Consider the following 22,702-nt stretch of genomic DNA (forward strand, 5'->3'; position numbering starts at 1 on the left):
TTTTTAAACAAAGGAGCGAGTGATGAAGAGGTTTTTGGCTTTATTGTTTTTGTTATTTTCTGCCTTTGCTTATGCAAATGAAAATGCCGTTGTAGTCGCTATCGAGGAACAAACACCTCGCATAAATCCACTCTACGACGAGGATCACGATCCTACGCTTTCGCTGGTTTTCTCTGGCCTTACTAGCCATGATGAAAATAGCCATGTAGTGCCAGAGCTTGCCAAGTCTTGGCAGGTGAGTGATGATGGCTTGGAGTATATTTTTGAGCTAAGAGATGATGCTTTTTGGCATGACGGGGTAAAATTTAGCGCAAAGGACGTTAAATTTACCATCGAAGCGGCTCAAGATAAGAAGCTAAATGCACCTGCTATCTCAAACTACGAGGTGGTAAAAAGCGTTGAAATTTTGGGTGATTATAAAGTTAAGATCACGCTTAGTGAGCCATTTCCGCCATTTCTTGACGCACTTAGTTTTGGCGTTTTGCCTGAGCACATTTTAAAGGGCAAAGATATCGCAACTGATAAATTTAATGACGCCCCTATCGGCACTGGCGCATACAAGCTTGTAAAATGGAAAAAAGATGGGAGCTTGGAATTTGCGGCAAATGAGAAATTTTACAAGGGCGAACCAAAGATAAAAAAGGTATTTTTTAAGATCGTTGGTGATGAAAATTTAAGACTAGTTGGGCTAAAAAGTGGCGAGATCGACGTTGCGCTCATCTCTCCAACAGGGGTAAATTTCATAAAAGATGATAAAAAACTTAGCTTGCTTAAATTTAAAAGCGCAGACTATAGAGCTTTGATGTTTAACCTTGAAGATCCTATCTTTCAAGATAAAAATGTAAGGATCGCCCTAAACTACGCGGTTAATAAAGATGAGATAGTTAAAAAACTATTTCACGGATATGCAAGCGTAGCGAACAACCCGATAGAAAAAAGCTTTGCAAACGACAGCGAGTTTAAATTTAGCTACGATCCGCAAAAGGCTAGGGAGCTACTTGAAAAGAGCGGCTTTAAGAAAAATAAGGCTGGCTTTTTTGAGAAGGACGGCAAGGAGCTTGGCTTTGATATCTACGCCTTTAATAACGACATCTTAAGGGTCAATCTAGCCAAAATTTTAAGCAGCGAGTTTGAGAAATTTGGCGTAAGAGCCAAAGCCTATGCAAAGCCAAAAACAGCCTTTAGCATAAGTAAGGTTGATAGCTTTGTGATCGGCTGGGGAAGCCCATTTGATCCAGACTTTCATACATATAGAATTTTTGGCGGATTTGCCGACATCGATGTCAATGAAAATGGCTGGAATTTTAGCCACTACAAGGACGCAGACGCCGATCTTGCCCTAAAAAACGCGAGATATACAAAGGACATGGAGCTTAGGAAAAAATACTACAAAGAATTTCTAAAAGCGCTTTTTGAAAATCCACCTTACATTTTTATAGCCTATCTTGACTATCCGCTCGTTTTTAACAACAAAATTTCAGGCATAAAGATGCAAATTTTAGGCCACCATGGGGCTGGATTTTTATGGAACATAAGAGAGTGGCAAGTAAAATAGTGGATAAAAACTTTGTTTAGAGCCATTTTGAAAACAGCGATCTCAAGCCTTGGGTTGCTGTTTTTTATCTCATTTTTTCTATTTTTGCTCATATATTTTTTGCCAGGAAACGTCACTGATGCGATGTTTTTGCGAAGTGAGGCGGTGAGCGTGGCTATAAAGGAGCAAATTTTAGAAAATTTGGGGCTAAAAGATGGCTTTTTTGTGCAGTATTTTAGATTGCTGGCTCACTTTGTCACTGGGGACTTTGGCACTAGTTTTGTAAGTGGAGCAAGCGTTTTTTTGCTCATTAAAGAGAGACTTTTAAACTCTCTTATTTTGTTTTTTGCTTCGTTTTTTCTGATAGTTTTTTTGTCATTTTTCTTGGGGCTTTTAAGCGCCATTTATAAAAATAAATTTGCCGATATCTTTATAAATTTTAGCTCCTTTTTGCTGGCATCATTGCCACATTTTTACGTAGCACTCGTGCTAATAGCGATCTTTAGCGTCTATCTAAACGTGCTGCCAAGCTCTGGGGCAAACGAGCTAGGATCTAGCGGGGTGGGAGCTAAATTTATCATCTTGCCAACGCTTGCTATCATCTTGCCACACCTTGGCGCAAACGTGAAATTTGTAAGAGACAGGCTAAATCAAAGCCTAAATGCCGACTTTATCCAGACGGCTCATGCTAGAGGTTTGGGGCGGGGTAAAATTTATCACTTTGCCATAAAGCACGCAAGCACCGATATAGTCTATTATTTCGCAACCCTTGTAGCTGGCGTTTTTGCTGGCTCATACGTCATTGAGAGCATTTTTTCATTTCCGGGCATAGGCAAGCTTAGCCTTGATGCAGTCATCGCCAAAGACTATCCAGTCGCACTTGCGACTATTTTGCTAATGGCTGTTTTTGTCGTTTTTGCAAATTTGCTGGCTAAAATTTTTGCCATCTTGGCAGATAAGAGAAATTTATGAGAAAAGTCATATTTTTCTTAGCCTGTTTTGTCTTTTTGGCACTTGTCACATTTGCCTTTGTGACGCCATTTTTTTCTAAATTTGAGCCAAATTTCACTGACTTTATGGCGGTAAATTTAGCCCCAAGTAGCGAGCATATCTTTGGCACTGACATCCTAGGCAGGGACAATCTCATAAGAGTGGCCTACGCGCTTAAAAACTCGCTTCTTGTCTTGCTGCTAGCTGGCTTTTTAACGACGCTTTTCTCGCTCATCTATGCATATTTTGGCACGAGTAAGAGCAGAGTTTGTGAGAGCCTTTTTGATAAGGGGCTTGATGCCTTTTTAAGCATACCAAACATCGTTTTTATCATGCTTTTTAGCTCATTTAGTAGCGGAGATCTGCTTATCACCTCTTTTATCATCGCCATTTGCTCGTTTATGCAGGGCGCAAAAGTCTTTATGCAAAATTTAAGACTTAGTAAAAAGTGCGACTACGCCGAGCAGGCTGTGATAAACGGGGCTAGCAAATTTAGCCTTATCTGCTTTGAAATTTTGCCAAATTTAAAGCATTTAATAGTTAGCATCTTTGGCATAAACGCGATAAACGCTGTCGTCATGGAGGCCACACTTGGCTTTTTTGGAGTGGGTAGCGACGCAAATAAAATAAGCCTTGGCATCATGTTAAATGAGAGCAAAGAGGCGCTTTTTCTGGGCTCTTGGTGGATGGTGCTTTTCCCTGGCGTGACGCTCTTTTTGCTCATCCTTGCAACCTCGATCATCACATCAAATTCAAAAAATGGCAATATAAAAATATGATAGAGATTAAAAATTTAAACGTTTCTTATAAGGATAAGAAGCTTTTGCGTGAGCTTGATTTTAGCATGAGCGAGGGTAAATTTATAGGTATCACGGGTGCAAGTGGCAGTGGCAAATCGCTCTTTGCAAAGAGCTTAATAAGGCTTTTTGATGATGATTTTAGAGTGAGGGCGGATAAATTTAGCATTTATAAAAAAGATATCTTAAAACTTAGTCAAAATGAGCTAAAAGAGCACCGAAAAAAGGTCGCTGCGCTCATCTTTCAAAACTCAGTTGCCAGCCTTCATCCGCTCTTAAACGTGGGCGATCACTTTAATGCCTATCTTGGTGGCGATAATAAATCAAATAAAGAGCTTGCATTTGCTTATTTTAGGGAGTTTGGGCTGGGTAATGCAAATCTCATCTGGCACAAATACTCATACGAACTAAGTGGTGGCGAGGCGAGCCGTGTGCAGATCGCTCTGGCGCTATGCTTGAAGCCAAAAATTTTAATCTGCGACGAGATAACAAGCGGGCTTGATAGCATTAGCGGTAGCCACGTGGCTGGCATCTTAGAGAGTTTAAAGGGCAAGATGAGCGTCATCTTTATCTCGCACGATGAGGCGCTGACAAGCTATCTTAGTGATGAAATTTGGCAGATGAGAGATGGGCGGCTAAATTTAAAGGAAAATGCGTGAAAATCAGGCTTGAAAACGTATCAAAAAGTTTAAGTTTTAAGGAGCATTTTAACGCTAGAGCTGAAGTGCTGCATCTTTTAGAGGGGATAAGTTGCGAGCTTGACGATGGCGAAAATTTAGCCATTTTGGGTCAAAGTGGCAGTGGCAAAAGCACGCTTGCAAATCTCATATCATTTAGCGAGCCAAAAAGTGGGGGTAAAATTTATATAAACGATGAGGAGATCACGGACAAAAATGAGCTCAAAAAAGATATCAGATATATCTTGCAAAACCAAAAACAAGCCCTAAATCCAGCGCTAAAAGTAAAAACCGCGATCGCTCACGTGAGGTCATATCTTAAGCTTAGCTTTAGCCAAAATGAGCTCAAAGAGTTTCTAGCGAATTTAAATTTAAAAGATGAAATTTTAGAAAAATATCCATCACAGCTAAGCGGCGGCGAGGCGACAAGGGTCGGGATACTGCTAGCGCTTCTTTCAAAGCCAAAAGTCCTAATCTGCGACGAGATAACAAGCGGGCTTGATAATGAGACAAAACAAAAGATCATAAATTTGCTTTTAAGCTTGGATGAAAAGATCAGTATTATTTTCATCACGCACGATATTTTAAGTGCGATGAAGATAGCGCAAAAGGTGCTAATAATCGAATCTGGCAAGCAAGTGGCGTGGGGTAAATTTGATGATCTTGCAAGCCAAAATGTCCTTAAAAAATACCTTGACGCAGCTAAATTTTATGACGATAAACTTTGATATAATGCAAGCAAAAAAGGTCAAATTTGCTAGTTCATATCTGCTGCTCGGTCGATAGCCACTACTTTTTACAGCGCCTACGAAAAGATCATCCAAATGAACGAATAGTAGGCTATTTTTACGATCCAAACATACATCCATATAGCGAGTTTTTACTGCGTTTTGAGGACGTGAAGCGAAGCTGCGAGAAGCTTGGCATCAAGCTAATATGCGGCGAATACGACTACGAAGCGTGGCTTGGTGGCACAAAAGGGCTTGAAGACGAGCCAGAAAAGGGCAAAAGGTGCGAGTACTGCTTTGACTTTCGTATGAAAGACTCAGCTAAAAAGGCACTTGAGCTTGGTCTAAATAAGATCACGACGACGCTTTTGATGAGCCCAAAAAAGGACTTTTCTCAGCTTAAAAAGGCGCTTGATGAGGCGGTGGCTGGCTCAAATTTAGAGGCGGTTGCGGTTGATTATAGAAAAAATGGCGGCACAAGTGAGCAGTTTATCCTCGCTAAAAAAGATAAGCTCTATCACCAAAACTACTGTGGCTGCGTCTTTGCGCTAAAAAAACAGCGCGACTCGCAAAATTTGCCACAAAGTGAGCTAATGAGCGAGCTACATGCAAGGGCGCTTTATGGTAGCATAGAAGCGAGGCTTGAGCTTTATAAAAAGGTGCGCGAGTGCGAGGCAAAGGGGGAGAAATTTCACCTTTTTAGAAGACGATTTTTAAACTACAGACTTTTACGTGCTTATGTAAAATTTGAAGGTCACGTGACACCGAGTTACTTTGTGCTCTACTCTGGTTTTAAAAGAGAAAATTTAAAGCTAAGTGTAGCAAGAGATTGCGAGATGGATGATGAGCTAAAAGAGGGCGTGGTTTTTATGAGCTTAAATCGATTTAATAAATTTACAAATAGCAAATTTAAAAGCGTAGATGAGCTTTGCAAAAGGCCGCTTGAGCTTGATAAGGAGCTAAAATTTCGCCGTGATATAAGCGGAGAATTTTCGCAAAATCCTATCATCGTCTTAGACGAGGTCAAAAAGGGTAGCTACGAAATTTACGCAAAGGCTGTTTTTTATAACGATAGCGAAGAAATTTTGGTTTTAGACTAAAAGGTGGGTTTATAAAATTTATCTTAAAGCAGTGAATTAAATTTTTGCCACATAAGGCGAAATTTAGAGATTTTTAAAAGAGGCTAATAATTTTTTTCTTAGTATAAATTTGTTACAATCGCCACAAATTTACATTACTAAGGCTAAAACGTGATAGACGTCGTAGAAATTCAAAAAATTCTCCCACATAGATTTCCATTTTTACTTATAGATAGAGTTGTTGAGCTAGAGCCAGCTAAGAATATCGTGGCTTATAAAAATGTAACCATTGGCGAGCCGATATTTCAGGGACACTTCCCAGGTCACCCGATATATCCTGGCGTAATGATAATCGAAGGCATGGCGCAAGCTGGCGGTGTGCTAGCGTTTAAGAGCATGAGTGATGAGCATCAAGCTGGTATTGAGAATAAAGTGGTTTATTTTATGAGTATAGACGGAGCAAAATTTCGCCATCCGGTCCGTCCTGGAGATAGACTAGAGTATAGACTAAATGTATTAAAACACAAGGGAAATATCTGGGTGCTTGAAGGCAAGGCATATGTAGATGACGCACTTTGCGCTGAGGCTGAGCTAAAAGCGATGATAGTCGATAAATAGGCTTTAAGAAAAAGAGAGACAATGAAGAATATCCACCAAACAGCCGTTATAGAAGATGGAGCGATCATTGGAGATGACGCAAATATCGAGGCTTATGCATTTGTAAGTAAAGATGCAGTCCTTGGCAATAACGTCACGATAAAGCAAGGCGCAAGGGTGCTTGGCAAGACTAAGATCGGCGATAACTCTCGTGTATTTAGCTACGCGATCGTGGGCGATATCCCGCAAGATATCAGCTATAAAGATGAGATTGATACCGGCGTTATTATCGGAGAGCACGCAACTATACGTGAGTTTTGCACGATAAACTCAGGCACGCACAAGGGCGATGGCATAACAAGGATCGGAGATAATGCCTTTATCATGGCATATTCTCATATTGCACACGACTGCATAATAGGCAACAACGTCATTTTAGCAAATAACGCAACTCTAGCAGGTCACGTCGAGCTTGGTGATTATGCTGTTGTGGGCGGTCTTACACCTATTCATCAGTTTGTTAGAGTGGGTGAGAGCTGCATGATAGCAGGTGCAAGCGCGCTAAGCCAAGATGTAGTGCCATTTTGCCTAGCTGAGGGCAACAGAGCATATATAAGAAGCTTAAATTTAGTCGGCATTAGGCGTAGATTTGACAAAGAGCAGGTTGAAGAGCTTGTTCGCGCTTATAAATTTTTGTTTAATCAAGGTATAAGCTTAAAAGATCAAGCAAATGAGCTGATCGCAAAAACCAGCGACGAAAACGTAAAGAAAATGTGTAAATTTATATTAGAAACGACAAGAGGAATTCCGCTTGCAAAAGGAAGAGATTAATGGCTAGAAAGTGTAATTTTTGTGGAGAGGCAGAGTCTGCCGAGAGAAGATTACTCGCTGATATCGAAGGAAATGCCTATATATGCGAGTACTGCATAGCAGCCGCATACGATATGATACATGGAGATACTAGCGTAGAAGAGAGTAAAAATGACGAAACGATAGAGTATCAAAAGCTCACTCCAAAGGAGCTAAAAGCTGTACTTGATAACTATGTGATCGGTCAAGATAGGGCTAAAAAGGTCTTTAGCGTCGGCGTATATAACCACTATAAGAGAATTTTTAAACAAAGCGACATCAAAGACGATACTGAAATTTCAAAATCAAACATCTTACTTGTTGGCCCAACTGGAAGCGGAAAGACGTTGATGGCTCAAACTTTAGCGAGATTTCTTGATGTGCCTATCGCAATTTGTGATGCCACAAGCCTAACTGAGGCTGGATATGTCGGTGAGGATGTTGAAAACATCCTAACAAGGCTCTTACAAGCTGCAAATGGTGACGTGAAAAAGGCGGAGCAGGGCATTGTTTTTGTAGATGAGATTGATAAGATCGCTAGAATGAGTGAAAATAGAAGCATTACAAGGGATGTTTCAGGTGAAGGTGTACAGCAAGCGCTTTTAAAGATCATTGAAGGAAGTGTTGTAAATATCCCACCAAAAGGTGGCAGAAAACATCCAAACCAAGACTTCATCCAGATAGATACGACAAATATTTTATTTGTTTGTGGCGGTGCATTTGACGGGCTTATTGATATTATCGAGAGAAGGGTTGGTAAAAACGTACTTGGATTTAACCAAGAAAAACGTGGTAAAAATGAAAAAGAAAATTTACTAAGCCTACTTGAGCCAGACGATCTTGTAAAATATGGCCTCATTCCAGAGCTTATCGGCAGACTTCACGTAGTAGCCACTTTAAATGAAATAACAAAAGATGACATGGTAAAAATTTTAACTGAGCCAAAAAATGCGATATTAAAACAATACCAAAAGCTTTGTGCGATTGACGGTGCTACACTTAAATTTGATGATGAAGCACTTGAAGAGATAGCAAGTTTAGCTATCGAGCGAAAAACCGGGGCTAGAGGGCTTAGAAGTATAATGGAAGAGCTTATGACAGACATAATGTATGAGCTGCCAGAGTTAAAAGAGTATGATATTGTTATCTCAAAAGAGACTGTAAAAGATAAGGCAAAACCAATTTTAATAAAACACGATAAGAAAATAGCGTAAAGGAAATAGATGTTTTTAGATCAGGTTATAGGTTTTTTCTCAAGTGATATGGGCATAGATCTCGGTACGGCAAATACACTTGTTTTGGTAAAAGATAAAGGCATAATAATAAACGAGCCTTCTGTTGTTGCAGTAAGACGTGAAAAATATGGCAAACAAAAAATTTTAGCGGTCGGACATGCCGCAAAAGAGATGGTCGGAAAAACTCCAGGCGATATTGAGGCGATAAGGCCGATGAGAGATGGCGTTATTGCAGATTTTGATATGACCGAGCGCATGATACGCTATTTTATAGAAAAGACTCATAAAAGAAAAAGCTTTTTACGCCCAAGAATCATCATCTCGGTTCCTTATGGACTAACTCAGGTTGAAAGAAAGGCCGTTAGAGAAAGTGCCTTAAGTGCTGGTGCAAGAGAGGTATTTTTGATCGAAGAGCCTATGGCAGCAGCGATTGGCGCAAATTTACCAGTTCGTGAGCCACAAGGTAACCTAGTAGTTGATATCGGTGGTGGTACGACTGAGATAGGTGTTGTCTCGCTTGGTGGTCTAGTCATCTCAAAATCAATCCGCACAGCTGGCGATAAGATTGATATTAGCATTGTTAATTACATAAAAGAGAAATATAACCTACTAATAGGCGAGCGAACTGGCGAGGAGATAAAGATTGCCGTAGGTTCTGCCGTGCAGCTTGAAAAAGAGCTAAGCGTAGTGGTAAAAGGTCGCGACCAGGTAAGTGGTCTTTTAAGTAGAGTTGAGCTAACTAGCGAAGATGTGAGAGAGGCGATGAGAGAGCCACTAAAAGAGATCGCAGATGCGCTTAAAACTGTACTTGAAATGATGCCACCTGATCTTGCTGGCGATATCGTGGAGACTGGTATCGTGCTAACTGGCGGCGGTGCTCTTATTAGGGGACTTGATAAATTTTTATCTGATATCGTTAAACTTCCAGTTTTTGTGGCAGATGAGCCACTTCTCGCGGTTGCTAGAGGAACGGGCAAGGCACTTGAAGAGATTGGGCTTTTACAACAGCTGACAAATGAAGAGTAAGATTGTTCTTTTTGTTTTTATAGCATTGCTTGCTATGGTCTCAGTTTTCAAGGGAGAAATTTTAAGTAATCTTTCTATTGGGTTTAGTAACTATGCTACAAATTCATACGACAATTTTGCTAAAAGCGTGAAAGATTATATAAACGAATATTTTAGGCAGGCTAGCGAGATAGAAAAGCTAAGAGCGCAAAATGAAGAGCTAGAGCGCTCAGCCACGCTTCTTTCTACTTTTGCGAACGAGCTAAATCAAATTTTAAAAGATAAAAACTCAACTGCCTATGCCCCAGCTGTAAAGCTAGTAAAAGGGCTTAGCTACGTGCATATCGGGGATTATAATAAAATTTGGATAAGTGAGTTTGAAGGATATGACCCAAATAAAATTTACGGGCTCATCTATCAAGGAAATAGCGCTGGCATCGTCATCGCAAAAGATGGCAAGCCACTAGCTTATTTGCAAAATGACCCAAAAAGTATATTTGCAGTTTATATAGGAAATGACAAAATTCCAGGCGTCGCACATGGAAATCAAGGCCAAATAATGGTGAAATTTATCCCACAATGGCTCAGTCCAAAAGAGGGCGACGAGGTCTTTACGAGTGGGCTTGACGGGATATTTTTTAGTGGAGTGCCAGTAGGGCGCGTGAGTAAAATTTTAAAAGAGAGCTCCTATCAAAGCGTGATAGTTGAGCCCTATGCAAAACTAAACATACCAAACTATCTATACGTTGTAACAAAGGAAAAATGATGCCAAAAAGAACAGATATAAATACCATTTTGCTAATCGGCTCAGGCCCTATCGTCATCGGTCAAGCGTGCGAATTTGACTACTCAGGCACACAAGCAGCCAAGACACTAAAAGAGCTTGGATACCGCGTAGTGCTTATAAACTCAAACCCAGCCACTATCATGACTGACCCAAATTTCGCCGACGCAACGTATATAGAGCCGATCACAAAAGATAGCATTTTAAAGATCATCGAAAAAGAAAATATTGATGCCATTTTGCCAACGATGGGCGGTCAAGTAGCGCTAAATGCCGCTATGGAGGTCTTTGAGAGTGGTCTTTTAAAGGATGTTAAATTTCTTGGTGCAAATCCAGAAGCGATAAAAAAGGGCGAAGATAGGCAAATTTTTAAAGCGACTATGCAAAAGATCGGCATGGACTTGCCTGAGAGTAGATATGCCTACAACATGGACGACGCGCTAAATGCGGCAAACGAGATAGGCTTTCCGCTCATCATAAGAGCTAGCTATACGCTTGGTGGTGCAGGAAGTGGCGTGGCTTATAATATGGATGAGTTTAAAGAGCTAGCCAACACTGGCCTTGACGCAAGCCCGATACATGAAATTTTGATAGAAGAGAGCTTGCTTGGCTGGAAAGAGTACGAGATGGAGGTCATTAGAGATAGAAATGACAACTGCATCATCGTCTGCTCGATCGAAAATTTCGACCCAATGGGCGTGCATACAGGCGATAGCATCACGGTTGCGCCAGCTCTCACGCTCACAGATAAAGAGTATCAAGCTATGCGTGACGCTAGCTTTGCCATACTTCGCGAGATCGGCGTTGATACGGGCGGCAGCAACGTGCAGTTTGCTATAGATCCAAAAACAGGCCGCATGATCGTTATCGAGATGAACCCACGCGTTAGCCGAAGCTCTGCACTTGCCAGTAAAGCTACTGGCTACCCGATCGCAAAGGTCGCGACACTACTTGCAGTTGGTTTTAGCCTAGATGAGATCAAAAACGACATCACAGGCACGCCTGCTAGCTTTGAGCCGGTGATCGACTACATCGTGACAAAGATCCCGCGTTTTACATTTGAGAAATTCCCAGGATCAAACCCATATCTAGGCACTGCGATGAAGTCAGTCGGCGAGGTCATGGCGATAGGCAGGACATTTAAAGAGAGTATCCAAAAGGCTCTTTGCAGCCTAGAGCGTGATCTTTGCGGATTTAATAGCCTTAGCCTAGAGAAAAACGCTTTGATTTATGGCATCAGAAATGCAAATGAGAGGAGAATTTTATATCTAGCACAAGCCTTTAGAGATGGCTTTAGCGTGGCTGAGGTGTATGAGTTTAGTAAGATCGATCCATGGTTTTTAGAGCAAATTTATGAGATAGTTAAATTTGAAGATAAGATCGATATGGATATCTTAAACAACGAGGAGTTGCTACGAGAGGCCAAAAGCATGGGCTTTTCAGACAAGATGATAGCTGTGCTTATAAATGAAAAAGACGATCTTGAGCTTAGCCAAAATGATATATACTTTGCTAGGCAAAAGCTTGGCATAGAGCTTGAATATAACGAGGTCGATACTTGCGCAGGCGAATTTAAGGCGCTAACGCCGTATCTTTACTCAACCACAAATATCACTAAATTTCCTAAAAAAGAGCTAGTAAAAGACGCTAAAAAGGTGATGATAATAGGCGGCGGTCCAAACAGGATCGGTCAGGGCATAGAGTTTGACTACTGCTGCGTGCATGCAAGCTACGCTCTAAGAGACCTTGGCATAAAAACAATAATGTACAACTGCAACCCAGAAACCGTCTCAACCGACTACGACACGAGCGATATTTTGTATTTTGAGCCGATCGATTTTGAGCACGTTAGATCAGTCATCGAGCGTGAAAAGCCAGACGGCGTGATCGTGCATTTTGGCGGTCAAACTCCGCTTAAATTCGCAAAACGCCTAAGCGTGATCGGCGCTAAGATCATCGGCACAACCGCAAGAGTGATCGATGTGGCCGAGGATAGAAAGAAATTTAGTGAATTTATAAATAAAATAGGCGTCCTTCAACCTAAAAATGACACTGCCACTAGCTTAGAGGAAGCCTTACAAAAGGCCGCAAATATCGGCTATCCAGTGCTAGTTCGTCCAAGCTACGTCCTTGGCGGTAGGGCGATGAGAAGGGTACACAACGAGAGCGAGCTAAAAGAGTATATGAGTGAAGCGGTCAAAGTTAGCAATCACTCGCCAGTGCTACTTGATAAATTTTTACAAGATGCAAAAGAGCTTGATGTAGATGCGATATGTGACGGCAAAGAGGTCTATATCGGCGCGATAATGGAGCACATTGAGGAGGCTGGAATTCACTCTGGCGACTCAGCTTGCATATTGCCACCGATGAGTTTAAGTGATGAAATGATAAAAAAAGTGGAGAAGCAAACCAGAGATATCGCGCTAAATTTAGGCGTCGTCGGCCTTATGAATATCCAGTTTGCTATCTATGAAAACGAGCTTTATATGATCGAGGTAAATCCTCGCGCGAGTAGGACTGTGCCGTTTGTGAGCAAGGCTACTGGCGTGCCTATGGCAAAGGTAGCGACAAGAGTTATGTGGCAGGGAAATTTACGTGAGGCGCTTAAATTTTATGATGATTACAAAGTTGTTTATGAGGATGGCGACATCTTAAAACCTCGAGTTAGCTCGCATATTTGTGTAAAAGAGTGCGTGTTGCCATTTAACAAGCTAAGTGGCGCCGATCTCATCCTTGGTCCTGAGATGAAGAGTACGGGCGAGGTTATGGGTATCAGTCACGATTTTGCAAGCTCATTTGCAAAGAGTCAGATCGCTGCGAGCAATACTTTGCCAAGCAAGGGCAGGGTATTTTTAACGCTAGCTGACGCTGATAAATCTTACGCGCCTGATCTTGCAAGAGAACTAATAATGCTTGGCTTTAGCATCATCGCAACTGGCGGTACACATAAAATTTTAAGCGAGGCTGGTGTGGAGGCCGAGTTTGTCTATAAGATAAGCGAGGGTAGGCCAAACATCGAAGATAGGCTAAAAAACGGCGACATCGCACTTGTCATCAACACTAGCGATACTAAATCAAGCGTAGATGATGGCAAAAAGATCCGCCAAAATGTGCTTAGATTTAAGATCCCTTACTTTACAACGATCCGTGCAGCACTCGCTGCTGCTAAGTCGCTAAGCTCGGTACAAACCGGCAAAGCACTTGAAGTAAAAAGCTTGCAAGAGTATTTATCTAAAAAATAATAAATTTAAGGCAGTTTAGCTTATAGCTAAACTGTTTTTAAAGTATTATTAGAAGCAACAGATGTCCATATATGGCATTTTGCTTTGAATTTTAGTCTAGCTTTCATCAATCTAGTAATATTAAAGCTTATGTTTAATATAATCTCACCCAAAGGAGAGCTTATGAAAATTTTAAATGCTTTTTTTACAGGTATTATATTTGTCCTTGCTCCTATTTTTACGCTATTTGTTGGAATTTACAACAACTACTTTTCTTACTATGGCATAAGCGAGTATTTTAATGTTATTTTTGTTGATAACGTGCCTTTCTTATGGCTTTTGCCCGTATTTTTTATATTTGGGTATTGCTTTTTTTACGCGCCTTTTAGAAAAATTTTTAGAGCCTTTTATTTAGTTTTGCTGATAGTTTGTGCTTTTAGTTGGTATCCTGACTTTGGACGCACTTTAGGAGAGAATTATTTTATGAGCAAATCGCTATCTTTAGAAGATATCTCATCAAATTTAGAAAATGAGCAAAAGACTGATGGAAAGATACTTTATGAAGGACGAAGAGAAATTTATTTTTTAAGAAGCGATAATAATAAAGTCGTTAAAATTTCAAAGTAAAGTTTTACCTTTATTTAGTTAAAATGGCATAAAAATTTAAAGGTTTAAAATGCGTTTAAAACTCCCACACGTTCCGTATATTTCACATAAAATAGCAATAGATCTTCTAAATTGTGGTTTCGTAAGATTAAATAAAGGCATTGAGCCAATCGTATCAAAAACAAGCGAAATTTTAACAGTCGATATTCAAAAAGAAAGAGCTTTAGATGAGCGAGTAAATGAGCTTTTGGAGAAAAATGAAGATGAGATGCAAACTATGCAAATTGACCGCAAAAATATGTTTTGGCTCGTTAAAAAGAAGCTCGCAGGTGAATTTGATGTAATTTTAACCCACGAAGATAGATTTAGCAATATCGCTCACAAAGTGCTTGAAACTATTTGGAAGAGCGGTCTTGTTGATTATAATGTATCTGAAAATCGCGTAAAAAATGTGATTTATAACTCAATAGATGAGTACTTAAAAAGCTATGAGAAGATAGAAGATGATGTCTATGAAATGATACAAAATTATAAACATAAGCTAATCCCAGGAACTGATGAATATGATCTTGTCTTTGAGCGTTTATATCAAGATGAGCTTAAAAAAAGAGGCATGCTTTAATGAAAGCTTATATCTATATTGAAAATGGTGTTTTTTTAGAAGCAAAAGCTTTTGGTGCTCATGGTGAGTGTGCAGGTGAGCTCGTTTTTAATACCTCGATGACTGGCTATGAAGAGATCATGAGCGATCCAAGCTATGCTGGTCAGTTTATCGTCTTTACGATGCCAGAAATAGGCATAGTAGGTATAAATGAAGATGATATGGAGAGTCTTAGAATTCATGCAAGTGGCGTTATAATGAGAAGCTACAACGAGACCCCGTCAAACTACCGCTCGCAAAAATCTTTGGGTAAATTTTTCGAAGAGCAGGGCAAATTTGGCGTTTATGACATTGATACTAGATACCTTACAAAGATGCTACGTGACGAGGGTGCGCTTATGGCCTATATTTCAACGCAAATAAGTGATAAAGATGAGCTAAAACGCAGGCTTGAAAGTAGCGGGCGCATCGAAAATATAAACTACGTAAAAACAGTTAGTGCGATGGATGAATATGAGCACAAAAGAGGTGCATGGGATAGAAATTTAAAGTCATATAAGCCGTTAAAAAGTATTGGTAAAAAGATAGCTGTTTTTGACTTTGGTGTAAAGAGAAATATCTTAAACGAGCTATGTGAAACTGGTCTTGAAGTCATTGTCGTGCCACACGACACTAAGGCTGAAATTTTGATAGAAAAATTTAAAAATGGCGAGATAAATGGGGTATTCTTATCAAATGGTCCTGGTGAGCCAAAAAATTTAAAGGCTGAAATAGGCGAGATCAAAAAGATGATAGAGGCTAGGATACCTATATTTGGCATTTGCCTTGGACATCAGCTACTATCAAATGCCTTTGGATATGAGACATATAAGCTTAAATTTGGTCAGCACGGAGCAAATCACCCAGTGCTAAATTTAGAGACAAAAGCGATCGAGATAACAACACAAAATCACAACTACAACGTACCTGAGAGTATCGCAGAAGTAGCTGTTGTGACTCATAGAAATTTATTTGACAACACGATCGAGGGTGTGAGATACAAAGACTATCCGATCTTTTCAGTTCAGCACCACCCAGAAGCAAGTGGTGGTCCAAGCGAGAGTAAATATATATTTAAGCAGTTTTTAGAAATTTTATAAGATGCAAAACATAAACCTTTACATGATTGTCTCAGTTGCATTTTTAAGTAGCTTTAGTCATTGTGTAGGTATGTGTAGTGGATTTTTAAGCTTACAGACTCTATTTTTTAAAGGCAAAAGTAAGAGAGAAATTCTAATGCTAAGCACACTTTATAGTCTAGCTAGAATTTTTGCTTATGTAGTTTTAGGAGCTTTGTTTGGCGCCTTTGGAGCTGTTATTAGCTTTAGCATGCAAGTAAGAGGTTTGATATTTTTCATAATTGGCTTAATGATCGCGTTTATCGGCATTGCCTTACTTTTTAGGGGCGAGCTTTTAAAATTTGTAGAGAATCAAAAGGTGCTTAATTTTGTAGTAAGAATTGCAAAAACAAGGATTCAAAAGAAAAATTTAGCAAATTTTTTATTACTTGGTTTTTTAAATGGCTTTTTGCCTTGTGGTGTGGTTTATTATTTTTTGGCACTTGGGATTTTAAGTGCAAATTTTATTAATTCAGCTTTTATAATGCTTGTATTTGGTCTTTGTACATTGCCAGCCATGCTTTTAGCTAGCTTTGTATTTGGGATTTTAAATGAAAAATTTAAAGACATAATGTTTAAGATTTCGGCTAGCATAATGATAATAAATGGAATTTATCTATCATTTTTAGGATATAGAGCAAATGCCTAAGATAGTTAAAGTAAGAGAGATAATTGTTAATTGCGTCAAAATTTATGATGTTTGATAAATATAACCAAAAAGGAAGAATAAATGAGCAAGATTCTTAATAATCTAACCGTTCTTATCGTTGAAAATGAGGGAGATGGTAAAAAAATAGTACAAGAAGTTATGCGAGATAAATTCGAAAAAGTTATCACTGCTCAAAATGGCGATGAAGGACTTAAGAAATTTAAAAAATATAATCCAAATATGGTTATAACAGACGTTTTTATGCCTATAATGAATGGCCTTGATATGGCTAAAAGCATTAAAGAAATTTCAAAAGATACACCTATTATAGTTTTTAGTACAAATAGTGAAAAAGAAACACTTCTGAAAGCGATAGATGTTGGTATTGATAAATACGTTTTAAAGCCGATTGATCTTGATGATTTTTTAGTTACGTTAGAAAATGTCGCTAAAAATAAGATAGAAACAGCAAATATTATTCAGGTTACAAATGGATATAGTTTTAATAAAATAAAACGTGTGCTTATCAGAGATGGTATTGAAATTTCTCTTACAAAAAAAGAACTTGCTTTTATATCTTTACTCATAAAAAGACTTGGTACGCTTGTGCTTCACGATGAAATAAAAAATGTTGTTTGGGTTGGTGAGAGCGTGACAGAGGCTGCTATTAGGACCTTTGTTAAACGTGTTAGAGATAAAGTCGGTAGTAATTTTATAAAAAATGTTCCTGGACTTGGTTACAAAATAGATAGAAGACTCTCTTAGTAAAAGATAATTTATATTAATTAAGTCTTTTTATAGTTTTTCTACTCTAAAATAACCGAAAATTAATATAAATTTAACTAGGAGGAAAATTTATGCGACCATCCCAGTTGCTACATTATGATTATAGTGTGGCAAAACTCTTTATGTTTTCCACGATATTTTTTGGTATTGTTGGCATGGCTATTGGTGTTTTGGTGGCTTTTCAGCTTGCCTGTCCTGATCTAAACTATATAGCTGGTGAGTATTCGGCCTTTGGAAGGTTGCGTCCTCTTCATACCAATGGCATTATATTTGGTTTTATGCTTTCAGGTATTTTTTCTACTTGGTACTATATCGGACAGCGTGTTTTAAAAGTTTCAATGAGTGAGTCGCCATTTTTGATGTTCATTGGTAAGCTTCATTTTTGGCTTTATATATTTGTTATGATTCTAGCTGTTGTGACGCTTTTTATGGGCGAGAGTACATCTAAGGAGTATGCCGAGCTCGAGTGGCCACTAGATATTGCAGTAGTAGTAGTCTGGGTGCTTTGGGGTGTTAGTATATTTGGACTTATTGGTATACGCCGCGAGAAAACACTTTACATCTCAGTTTGGTATTACATTGCTACATTTCTTGGCGTTGCCATGCTTTATCTATTTAATAACATGGAAATTCCAACAAGGCTAGTTAGTGGATATGGCTCATGGCTACACTCAGTTTCGATGTATGCTGGCTCTAATGATGCTTTGGTTCAGTGGTGGTACGGTCACAACGCAGTTGCATTTGTATTTACAGTAGCGATCATTGCCCAAATTTATTATTTCTTACCAAAAGAGAGCGGACAGCCAATATTTTCTTATAAGCTTTCGTTATTTTCATTCTGGGGCCTTATGTTTATCTATCTTTGGGCTGGCGGTCACCACCTAATATATACTGCTGTGCCTGATTGGATGCAGACTATGGGTTCGGTTTTTTCTATTGTTTTGATTTTACCTTCTTGGGGTTCAGCTATTAATATGCTTCTTACAATGAAAGGCGAATGGACACAACTTCGCGAGAGCCCGCTTATTAAATTTATGATCCTAGCTTCAACTTTTTATATGTTTTCAACTCTTGAAGGCCCTATCTTAGCCATCAAATCTGTAAATGCACTGGCTCACTATACTGACTGGGTGCCAGGACACGTACATGATGGCGCACTTGGCTGGGTTGGTTTTATGACTATGGCAGCACTTTATCATATGACGCCACGTGTCTTTAAGCGCGAAATTTATTCAAAATCCTTAATGGAAGCTCAATTTTGGATACAAACAACAGGTATCGTTTTATACTTTGCTTCGATGTGGATTGCTGGTATTACGCAAGGTATGATGTGGAGAGCAACTGATAGCTATGGAAATTTACTCTACTCATTTATTGATACTGTTGTAGTGCTTATACCTTATTATTACATTAGAGCTATTGGTGGACTTTTATATTTGATTGGCTTTTTGATGTTTGCTTACAATATCTACAAATCAACTTCTGCTAAAGCTATTTTGGTAGAGCCAAAAAGTGCAACGCCTATGGGCGGTGCTAAAGCCAATGCGGAGGTGATGTGATGTTTGCTTGGTTAGAAAAAAATCCATTCTTTTTTGCAGTTTGCGTCTTTATCGTCATAGCTTATGCTGGCGTGGTAGAAATTTTACCTGACTTTGCAAATAGAGCTAGACCACTTGAGGGTACAAAACCTTATACAGTTTTAGAGCTTGCTGGAAAAAATATATATATACAAAATGGTTGCAATACTTGTCACTCACAGATGATACGTCCGTTTAAAGCAGAGACTGATAGATACGGCATGTACTCACTAAGTGGCGAATTTGCTTATGATCGTCCTCATCTTTGGGGTTCAAAAAGAACGGGCCCAGATCTTATGCGTGTGGGTAATTATAGAACAACAGATTGGCATGAAAATCACATGCTAAATCCAGCCTCTGTAGTGCCAGGCTCGATCATGCCAGCATATCCATTTTTATTTAAGAAAAATGCTGACATAGAGACTGCTTACGCTGAAGCACTAACTGTTAAAAAGGTTTTTAACACACCTTATGATGAGAAAGATATGCCAGCTCTTGGTACTTTTGAGCAAGCAAATGCTAACGTGAAAGAGCAGGCTGCAAGTATCGTTGAAAATATGAAAGATGAGCAAGTAAAAAGTGCTTTTGCAAAGGGTGAAATTCGCCAGATCGTGGCACTTATCGCCTATCTAAATAGCCTAAAATAGGAGTTAATAATGGATATTAGAGAACTTCAAGCTTATGGCTATTTTATTTTGACAGCATTCTTAGCTATCACTTTGTACGCTTATTTTTTTCATCTTTACAAAAGTGAAAAGCAAGGTAGAAGAAATTATGAGAAATATTCGAAATTAGCCCTAGATGATGAGATCGGAAGTAAAATTTTAGAGCAAAAGGCTACAAAGGAGAGCGTATGCAATGGCTAAATTTAGAAGATAATATAAATTTACTTGCGTTAATAGGTGCCATCTTAATTATCGTACTAACTGTCGTTGTAGCTGGCAAGTATGTTGGTCAAATGAAAGTTAAAAAAGATGAAAGCGTAGAACTTAGCGAGCATAACTGGGATGGGATAGGCGAGTATAAAAATCCAGTTCCATTTGGTTGGGCAGTAGTTTTTTTACTAACGCTTGTTTGGGCGATTTGGTATTATTTACTTGGTTATCCACTAAATTCTTACTCACAAATCGGTGAATATAATAAAGAGGTAAAAGAGGCAAACGCTAAATTTGAAAAAGAGTATTCAAACCCAAGCAAAGAAACGCTTCACGCTATGGGAGAGAGCGTATTTTTGGTGCAATGCTCAGCATGTCATGGCATCACAGGCGATGGCATTGGTGGCAAAGCTGCAAATTTACAAATTTGGGGTAGCGAACAAGGAATAGTTGATACGATACTAAATGGCTCAAAAGGGCTTGATTATCCTATGGGTGAGATGCCAGCAGGGCTAGCTGATGCTGATGGAGCAAAGGCTATCGCAGCTTATGTTGCAAAAGAGATAAGTGCTATAAAAAGTACAAAAAATGAAAATTTAGTAGCTATGGGAAAAGAGCTTTACGTAGCTTGTGCAGCTTGTCACGGAGATGATGGCAAAGGCATGGATGGTATGTCGGCTGATATTAGTAAATATGGTTCAAGTGAGTTCATCGTAGATGTACTAAATCGTGGTAAAAACGGCAACATCGGTGTTATGCCTAAATTTAATGATGGTAGATTAAACGAGATACAACAAAAAGCAGTTGGCGAATATGTCATATCGCTATCAAAGGGCGAATAATGGAAAATAAAAATAGAAACATCTTTGCTTTAAATGGCATTAGCGGTTATTTGGTGGCAGTTTTGCTTTTGCTATCTATCCTTGGTGTACTTACTTATATTGGTATTGGCTTGCAAAAAGATGTAGCAACCAAGCCTTACTCATTAAAAGATGCAAGTAGCATTGAGATGAAGAGCGTTGATAACGCTAAACACGTCATTATAAAGGAGTAGTGATGCTAAGCATAATAGAAAAAGCCATAATCTTGCTTATAGTTGTTGCAGGAGCTATTTGTGCGTGGTCAGTGCTTACATCAAACCACCTTTTTGTAGGCTAGGTGTGAGAAAATTTATACTCATTTTTATATTTTTGCTCTCACAAAGTTTGGCTTTGGGAGCAAATTTTGTGATAAATAATGATGAAATTCTAAGCCAAAAAGTAAGTGTAAAGCTAAATGAGATCGGCAGTGAGCTTTACGCAAAAAGCGGTATAAATTTAGTAGTTGGCGTATATAAAGATGGTGAGCTGGAAGCTCTTTTTAAAGATCAAAACCTTAGCTCGCCTTATGCTTTTTTACTGCTTATAAAAGGCAAAAAGAAAGTAGAAATTTTTGCCGATGCTAATACTTCAAAGCTTTTTAATAAAGAACAAATTTTAAGTGTAAATCCAGAATCAGGAACGATAATTCCTATTTTGGTTTCTAAAAATGGCAAAGATGTCTATAATGCTGCTATATTAAATGGCTACGCTGATATTGCCGAGCAAATCGCATCTAGCTTAAATTTACAGCTTGAAAGTAGTGTTGGAAATTCAAATAAAACTACGTTAAATTTTTTAAGATTTTTCATATATGGCTTGGTTGCATTTTTTATAATTGTTATCTTTTATAAAAAGGTAAAAAATGGATAAAAAAACCTTTTGGCCTTATGCTATCGTACTTAGCTTCATTGCTATCATTATCGCTTGCGCAGTAACGATCATCATAGCACTGAAACATCCAGTCGAAATGGATAGCTCTTATATGCAAAGCTACCAAAATGTCGATGAAAACATAACCTTTATCAAAGAGAGTGAAAAACGTTTTGATGAGAAATTTGATCTAAAATTTGAGCCAAATTTTAATGCTCTAAATGCTAAGTTTAAATTTCATCCAACTCCTAAAAAAGGAGAAATTTCAGCTTTAAAATATGAAATTTTACTCACTCGCCCACAGACAAATAAAGAAAATAAAATTTTAAGAGCTTCATGGCAAGAAAATGATCTAGTAAGCGAAGAAACAAGTCTAAAAGAAGGCAGGTGGCAGCTACTTTTAAGGCTAAGTGACACTAATGATACAAGGTATTATAAATTTGACCTTAATGTCACAAAATGATCTTAAAATCGCAGCTTTGGTATCTAAGAAAGATCTCAAAGCCAGATTTAAATTTTAATAAACTAATCTTTTTGGCTAAATCTAAAACCAAGTTGCTAAGTTCTTATCAAATAAAGCTATAAATCAAATCTCTTTAAATCCAAAATTTAATCCCAAACGCTCGCAAGTGCCGACATATTCTTTAAATTTATAGATTAGTGGATGCCATTTTTGCGTATCTATCTTTTCATCTTTTAGTAAATTTTCATCTACAAAAATGCCTGTAATCTTGCAAGTAACGATGCTAAACCACTCTTTTAACTCTATCTTTTCTACAACCGTTTCTATCTGTATCTTGCACTCTTTTATCCTGACGGTTTTTGCATTTATGCCAGGTTCTTTGCTGAGATTTGCTACCTTAAATTTGTCGTGCTCGTAGGTGTAGCCAAGATTCTTTTTTTCTTCTGGCACGTCACTATCACCAGTTAGTTTTTCCATTTTTTGCACAGCTTCTAGCAGACTCTCATCACATAAATTTAGCGTGATATCTGAACCATTTTTGATATTTTTAAAGCCTTGATTTTCAATGCCTATGCCAAGCACCACTGTATTTCCTAACGTCCAAGAGGATGAAAGCACTGTGATATCATCGTTTGCATTTTTATCTTTTGTGGTGGCTAGCAAAACCGGAAAGCCGTAGTAAAAACCTTGTCTGTTTAACTCTTTATGCATTTTCGCTCCTTTTTTGTGATTGTAGCTTTTGGCTCTTTAAGGCTTAAAATT

The 22,702-nt window shown here is 38.6% G+C and carries 25 protein-coding genes; 24 read left to right on the plus strand and 1 reads right to left on the minus strand.

Annotated elements, in window-relative coordinates:
• Positions 1-22 precede the first annotated feature (22 nt).
• From CCON33237_RS01420 to CCON33237_RS01535, 24 genes are all read left to right on the plus strand, one after another.
• Entirely contained in the window at positions 23-1,555 is a 1,533-nt protein-coding gene (locus CCON33237_RS01420) for an ABC transporter substrate-binding protein (RefSeq protein ID WP_054196079.1), read from the plus strand.
• Between the two features lie 27 nt (positions 1,556-1,582).
• Positions 1,583-2,506, plus strand: a complete 924-nt coding sequence (locus CCON33237_RS01425; protein WP_234402268.1) for an ABC transporter permease — start codon at positions 1,583-1,585, stop codon at positions 2,504-2,506.
• Entirely contained in the window at positions 2,503-3,303 is an 801-nt protein-coding gene (locus tag CCON33237_RS01430) for an ABC transporter permease (RefSeq protein WP_021084103.1), read from the plus strand. Before CCON33237_RS01425 ends, CCON33237_RS01430 begins: the two co-directional genes overlap by 4 nt.
• Entirely contained in the window at positions 3,300-3,980 is a 681-nt protein-coding gene (locus CCON33237_RS01435) for an ATP-binding cassette domain-containing protein (protein WP_054196081.1), read from the plus strand. Before CCON33237_RS01430 ends, CCON33237_RS01435 begins: the two co-directional genes overlap by 4 nt.
• On the plus strand, positions 3,977-4,726 hold the full coding sequence (locus tag CCON33237_RS01440) for an ATP-binding cassette domain-containing protein (RefSeq protein WP_054196082.1): 750 nt from the start codon (positions 3,977-3,979) through the stop codon (positions 4,724-4,726). Before CCON33237_RS01435 ends, CCON33237_RS01440 begins: the two co-directional genes overlap by 4 nt.
• Before the next feature lie 26 nt (positions 4,727-4,752).
• A complete protein-coding gene (locus CCON33237_RS01445) occupies positions 4,753-5,826 on the plus strand; it encodes an epoxyqueuosine reductase QueH (RefSeq protein ID WP_054196083.1) in 1,074 nt (357 codons plus the stop codon).
• 150 nt (positions 5,827-5,976) lie between these two features.
• Positions 5,977-6,423: a 3-hydroxyacyl-ACP dehydratase FabZ gene (fabZ, locus tag CCON33237_RS01450; protein ID WP_021091063.1), complete on the plus strand. Its 447-nt coding sequence runs from the start codon at positions 5,977-5,979 to the stop codon at positions 6,421-6,423.
• 21 nt (positions 6,424-6,444) lie between these two features.
• Positions 6,445-7,233, plus strand: coding sequence for an acyl-ACP--UDP-N-acetylglucosamine O-acyltransferase (gene lpxA, locus CCON33237_RS01455; protein ID WP_054196084.1), 789 nt, complete (start codon positions 6,445-6,447; stop codon positions 7,231-7,233).
• Positions 7,233-8,465 (plus strand): ATP-dependent Clp protease ATP-binding subunit ClpX, encoded by a 1,233-nt coding sequence (gene clpX, locus CCON33237_RS01460; RefSeq protein ID WP_054196085.1) that lies wholly within the window; start codon positions 7,233-7,235, stop codon positions 8,463-8,465. The genes lpxA and clpX overlap by 1 nt, the downstream gene beginning before the upstream one ends.
• A 9-nt stretch (positions 8,466-8,474) precedes the next feature.
• Complete coding sequence (locus CCON33237_RS01465; RefSeq protein WP_021090637.1) at positions 8,475-9,512, plus strand: rod shape-determining protein; 1,038 nt, start codon at positions 8,475-8,477, stop codon at positions 9,510-9,512.
• The gene (gene mreC, locus CCON33237_RS01470; RefSeq protein WP_054196086.1) at positions 9,502-10,257 is read left to right on the plus strand and encodes a rod shape-determining protein MreC; all 756 of its coding nucleotides are present in this window, start codon (positions 9,502-9,504) and stop codon (positions 10,255-10,257) included. Before CCON33237_RS01465 ends, mreC begins: the two co-directional genes overlap by 11 nt.
• On the plus strand, positions 10,257-13,517 hold the full coding sequence (gene carB / locus CCON33237_RS01475; RefSeq protein WP_054196087.1) for a carbamoyl-phosphate synthase large subunit: 3,261 nt from the start codon (positions 10,257-10,259) through the stop codon (positions 13,515-13,517). The genes mreC and carB overlap by 1 nt, the downstream gene beginning before the upstream one ends.
• 162 nt (positions 13,518-13,679) lie before the next feature.
• Entirely contained in the window at positions 13,680-14,123 is a 444-nt protein-coding gene (locus tag CCON33237_RS01480) for a hypothetical protein (protein ID WP_054196088.1), read from the plus strand.
• A gap of 49 nt (positions 14,124-14,172) precedes the next feature.
• Positions 14,173-14,724, plus strand: a complete 552-nt coding sequence (locus CCON33237_RS01485) for a DUF507 family protein (RefSeq protein WP_021091020.1) — start codon at positions 14,173-14,175, stop codon at positions 14,722-14,724.
• Positions 14,724-15,842 (plus strand): glutamine-hydrolyzing carbamoyl-phosphate synthase small subunit, encoded by a 1,119-nt coding sequence (gene carA, locus CCON33237_RS01490; RefSeq protein ID WP_054196089.1) that lies wholly within the window; start codon positions 14,724-14,726, stop codon positions 15,840-15,842. Before CCON33237_RS01485 ends, carA begins: the two co-directional genes overlap by 1 nt.
• A gap of 1 nt (position 15,843) precedes the next feature.
• The gene (locus CCON33237_RS01495; RefSeq protein WP_236842016.1) at positions 15,844-16,509 is read left to right on the plus strand and encodes a sulfite exporter TauE/SafE family protein; all 666 of its coding nucleotides are present in this window, start codon (positions 15,844-15,846) and stop codon (positions 16,507-16,509) included.
• 81 nt (positions 16,510-16,590) lie between these two features.
• On the plus strand, positions 16,591-17,274 hold the full coding sequence (locus tag CCON33237_RS01500; RefSeq protein ID WP_054196090.1) for a response regulator transcription factor: 684 nt from the start codon (positions 16,591-16,593) through the stop codon (positions 17,272-17,274).
• Between the two features lie 92 nt (positions 17,275-17,366).
• Positions 17,367-18,854, plus strand: coding sequence for a cytochrome-c oxidase, cbb3-type subunit I (ccoN, locus tag CCON33237_RS01505; protein ID WP_054196091.1), 1,488 nt, complete (start codon positions 17,367-17,369; stop codon positions 18,852-18,854).
• Positions 18,854-19,519 (plus strand): cytochrome-c oxidase, cbb3-type subunit II, encoded by a 666-nt coding sequence (gene ccoO / locus CCON33237_RS01510; RefSeq protein ID WP_054196092.1) that lies wholly within the window; start codon positions 18,854-18,856, stop codon positions 19,517-19,519. Before ccoN ends, ccoO begins: the two co-directional genes overlap by 1 nt.
• Positions 19,520-19,525: 6 nt before the next feature.
• Positions 19,526-19,738, plus strand: a complete 213-nt coding sequence (locus CCON33237_RS01515) for a cytochrome c oxidase, cbb3-type, CcoQ subunit (RefSeq protein ID WP_081004420.1) — start codon at positions 19,526-19,528, stop codon at positions 19,736-19,738.
• The gene (locus tag CCON33237_RS01520; RefSeq protein WP_054196094.1) at positions 19,726-20,589 is read left to right on the plus strand and encodes a cbb3-type cytochrome c oxidase N-terminal domain-containing protein; all 864 of its coding nucleotides are present in this window, start codon (positions 19,726-19,728) and stop codon (positions 20,587-20,589) included. The genes CCON33237_RS01515 and CCON33237_RS01520 overlap by 13 nt, the downstream gene beginning before the upstream one ends.
• Positions 20,589-20,801: a DUF4006 family protein gene (locus CCON33237_RS01525; RefSeq protein ID WP_021090794.1), complete on the plus strand. Its 213-nt coding sequence runs from the start codon at positions 20,589-20,591 to the stop codon at positions 20,799-20,801. Before CCON33237_RS01520 ends, CCON33237_RS01525 begins: the two co-directional genes overlap by 1 nt.
• A 106-nt stretch (positions 20,802-20,907) precedes the next feature.
• A complete protein-coding gene (locus CCON33237_RS01530; protein ID WP_054196095.1) occupies positions 20,908-21,477 on the plus strand; it encodes a hypothetical protein in 570 nt (189 codons plus the stop codon).
• Complete coding sequence (locus CCON33237_RS01535; protein ID WP_054196096.1) at positions 21,470-21,940, plus strand: FixH family protein; 471 nt, start codon at positions 21,470-21,472, stop codon at positions 21,938-21,940. The genes CCON33237_RS01530 and CCON33237_RS01535 overlap by 8 nt, the downstream gene beginning before the upstream one ends.
• A 123-nt stretch (positions 21,941-22,063) precedes the next feature.
• Here CCON33237_RS01535 and CCON33237_RS01540 read toward each other — a convergent pair whose 3' ends face one another.
• Entirely contained in the window at positions 22,064-22,651 is a 588-nt protein-coding gene (locus CCON33237_RS01540) for a flavin reductase (RefSeq protein WP_054196097.1), read from the minus strand.
• Positions 22,652-22,702: the final 51 nt, after the last annotated feature.

The sequence above is a fragment of the Campylobacter concisus genome (assembly GCF_001298465.1).
Classification (GTDB): domain Bacteria; phylum Campylobacterota; class Campylobacteria; order Campylobacterales; family Campylobacteraceae; genus Campylobacter_A; species Campylobacter_A concisus.

Bases quoted from the DNA above. Each gene is read 5' to 3' on its own strand.
- carA (WP_054196089.1), top strand. From the start codon at position 14,724: ATGAAAGCTTATATCTATATTGAAAATGGTGTTTTTTTAGAAGCAAAA.
- ccoN (WP_054196091.1), top strand. From the start codon at position 17,367: ATGCGACCATCCCAGTTGCTACATTATGATTATAGTGTGGCAAAACTC.
- mreC (WP_054196086.1), top strand. From the start codon at position 9,502: ATGAAGAGTAAGATTGTTCTTTTTGTTTTTATAGCATTGCTTGCTATG.
- CCON33237_RS01520 (WP_054196094.1), top strand. From the start codon at position 19,726: ATGCAATGGCTAAATTTAGAAGATAATATAAATTTACTTGCGTTAATA.
- lpxA (WP_054196084.1), top strand. From the start codon at position 6,445: ATGAAGAATATCCACCAAACAGCCGTTATAGAAGATGGAGCGATCATT.
- CCON33237_RS01480 (WP_054196088.1), top strand. From the start codon at position 13,680: ATGAAAATTTTAAATGCTTTTTTTACAGGTATTATATTTGTCCTTGCT.
- CCON33237_RS01500 (WP_054196090.1), top strand. From the start codon at position 16,591: ATGAGCAAGATTCTTAATAATCTAACCGTTCTTATCGTTGAAAATGAG.
- CCON33237_RS01435 (WP_054196081.1), top strand. From the start codon at position 3,300: ATGATAGAGATTAAAAATTTAAACGTTTCTTATAAGGATAAGAAGCTT.
- ccoO (WP_054196092.1), top strand. From the start codon at position 18,854: ATGTTTGCTTGGTTAGAAAAAAATCCATTCTTTTTTGCAGTTTGCGTC.
- CCON33237_RS01540 (WP_054196097.1), bottom strand. From the start codon at position 22,651: ATGCATAAAGAGTTAAACAGACAAGGTTTTTACTACGGCTTTCCGGTT.
- carB (WP_054196087.1), top strand. From the start codon at position 10,257: ATGCCAAAAAGAACAGATATAAATACCATTTTGCTAATCGGCTCAGGC.
- CCON33237_RS01465 (WP_021090637.1), top strand. From the start codon at position 8,475: ATGTTTTTAGATCAGGTTATAGGTTTTTTCTCAAGTGATATGGGCATA.
- clpX (WP_054196085.1), top strand. From the start codon at position 7,233: ATGGCTAGAAAGTGTAATTTTTGTGGAGAGGCAGAGTCTGCCGAGAGA.
- CCON33237_RS01420 (WP_054196079.1), top strand. From the start codon at position 23: ATGAAGAGGTTTTTGGCTTTATTGTTTTTGTTATTTTCTGCCTTTGCT.
- CCON33237_RS01495 (WP_236842016.1), top strand. From the start codon at position 15,844: ATGCAAAACATAAACCTTTACATGATTGTCTCAGTTGCATTTTTAAGT.
- CCON33237_RS01430 (WP_021084103.1), top strand. From the start codon at position 2,503: ATGAGAAAAGTCATATTTTTCTTAGCCTGTTTTGTCTTTTTGGCACTT.
- CCON33237_RS01525 (WP_021090794.1), top strand. From the start codon at position 20,589: ATGGAAAATAAAAATAGAAACATCTTTGCTTTAAATGGCATTAGCGGT.
- CCON33237_RS01535 (WP_054196096.1), top strand. From the start codon at position 21,470: ATGGATAAAAAAACCTTTTGGCCTTATGCTATCGTACTTAGCTTCATT.
- CCON33237_RS01485 (WP_021091020.1), top strand. From the start codon at position 14,173: ATGCGTTTAAAACTCCCACACGTTCCGTATATTTCACATAAAATAGCA.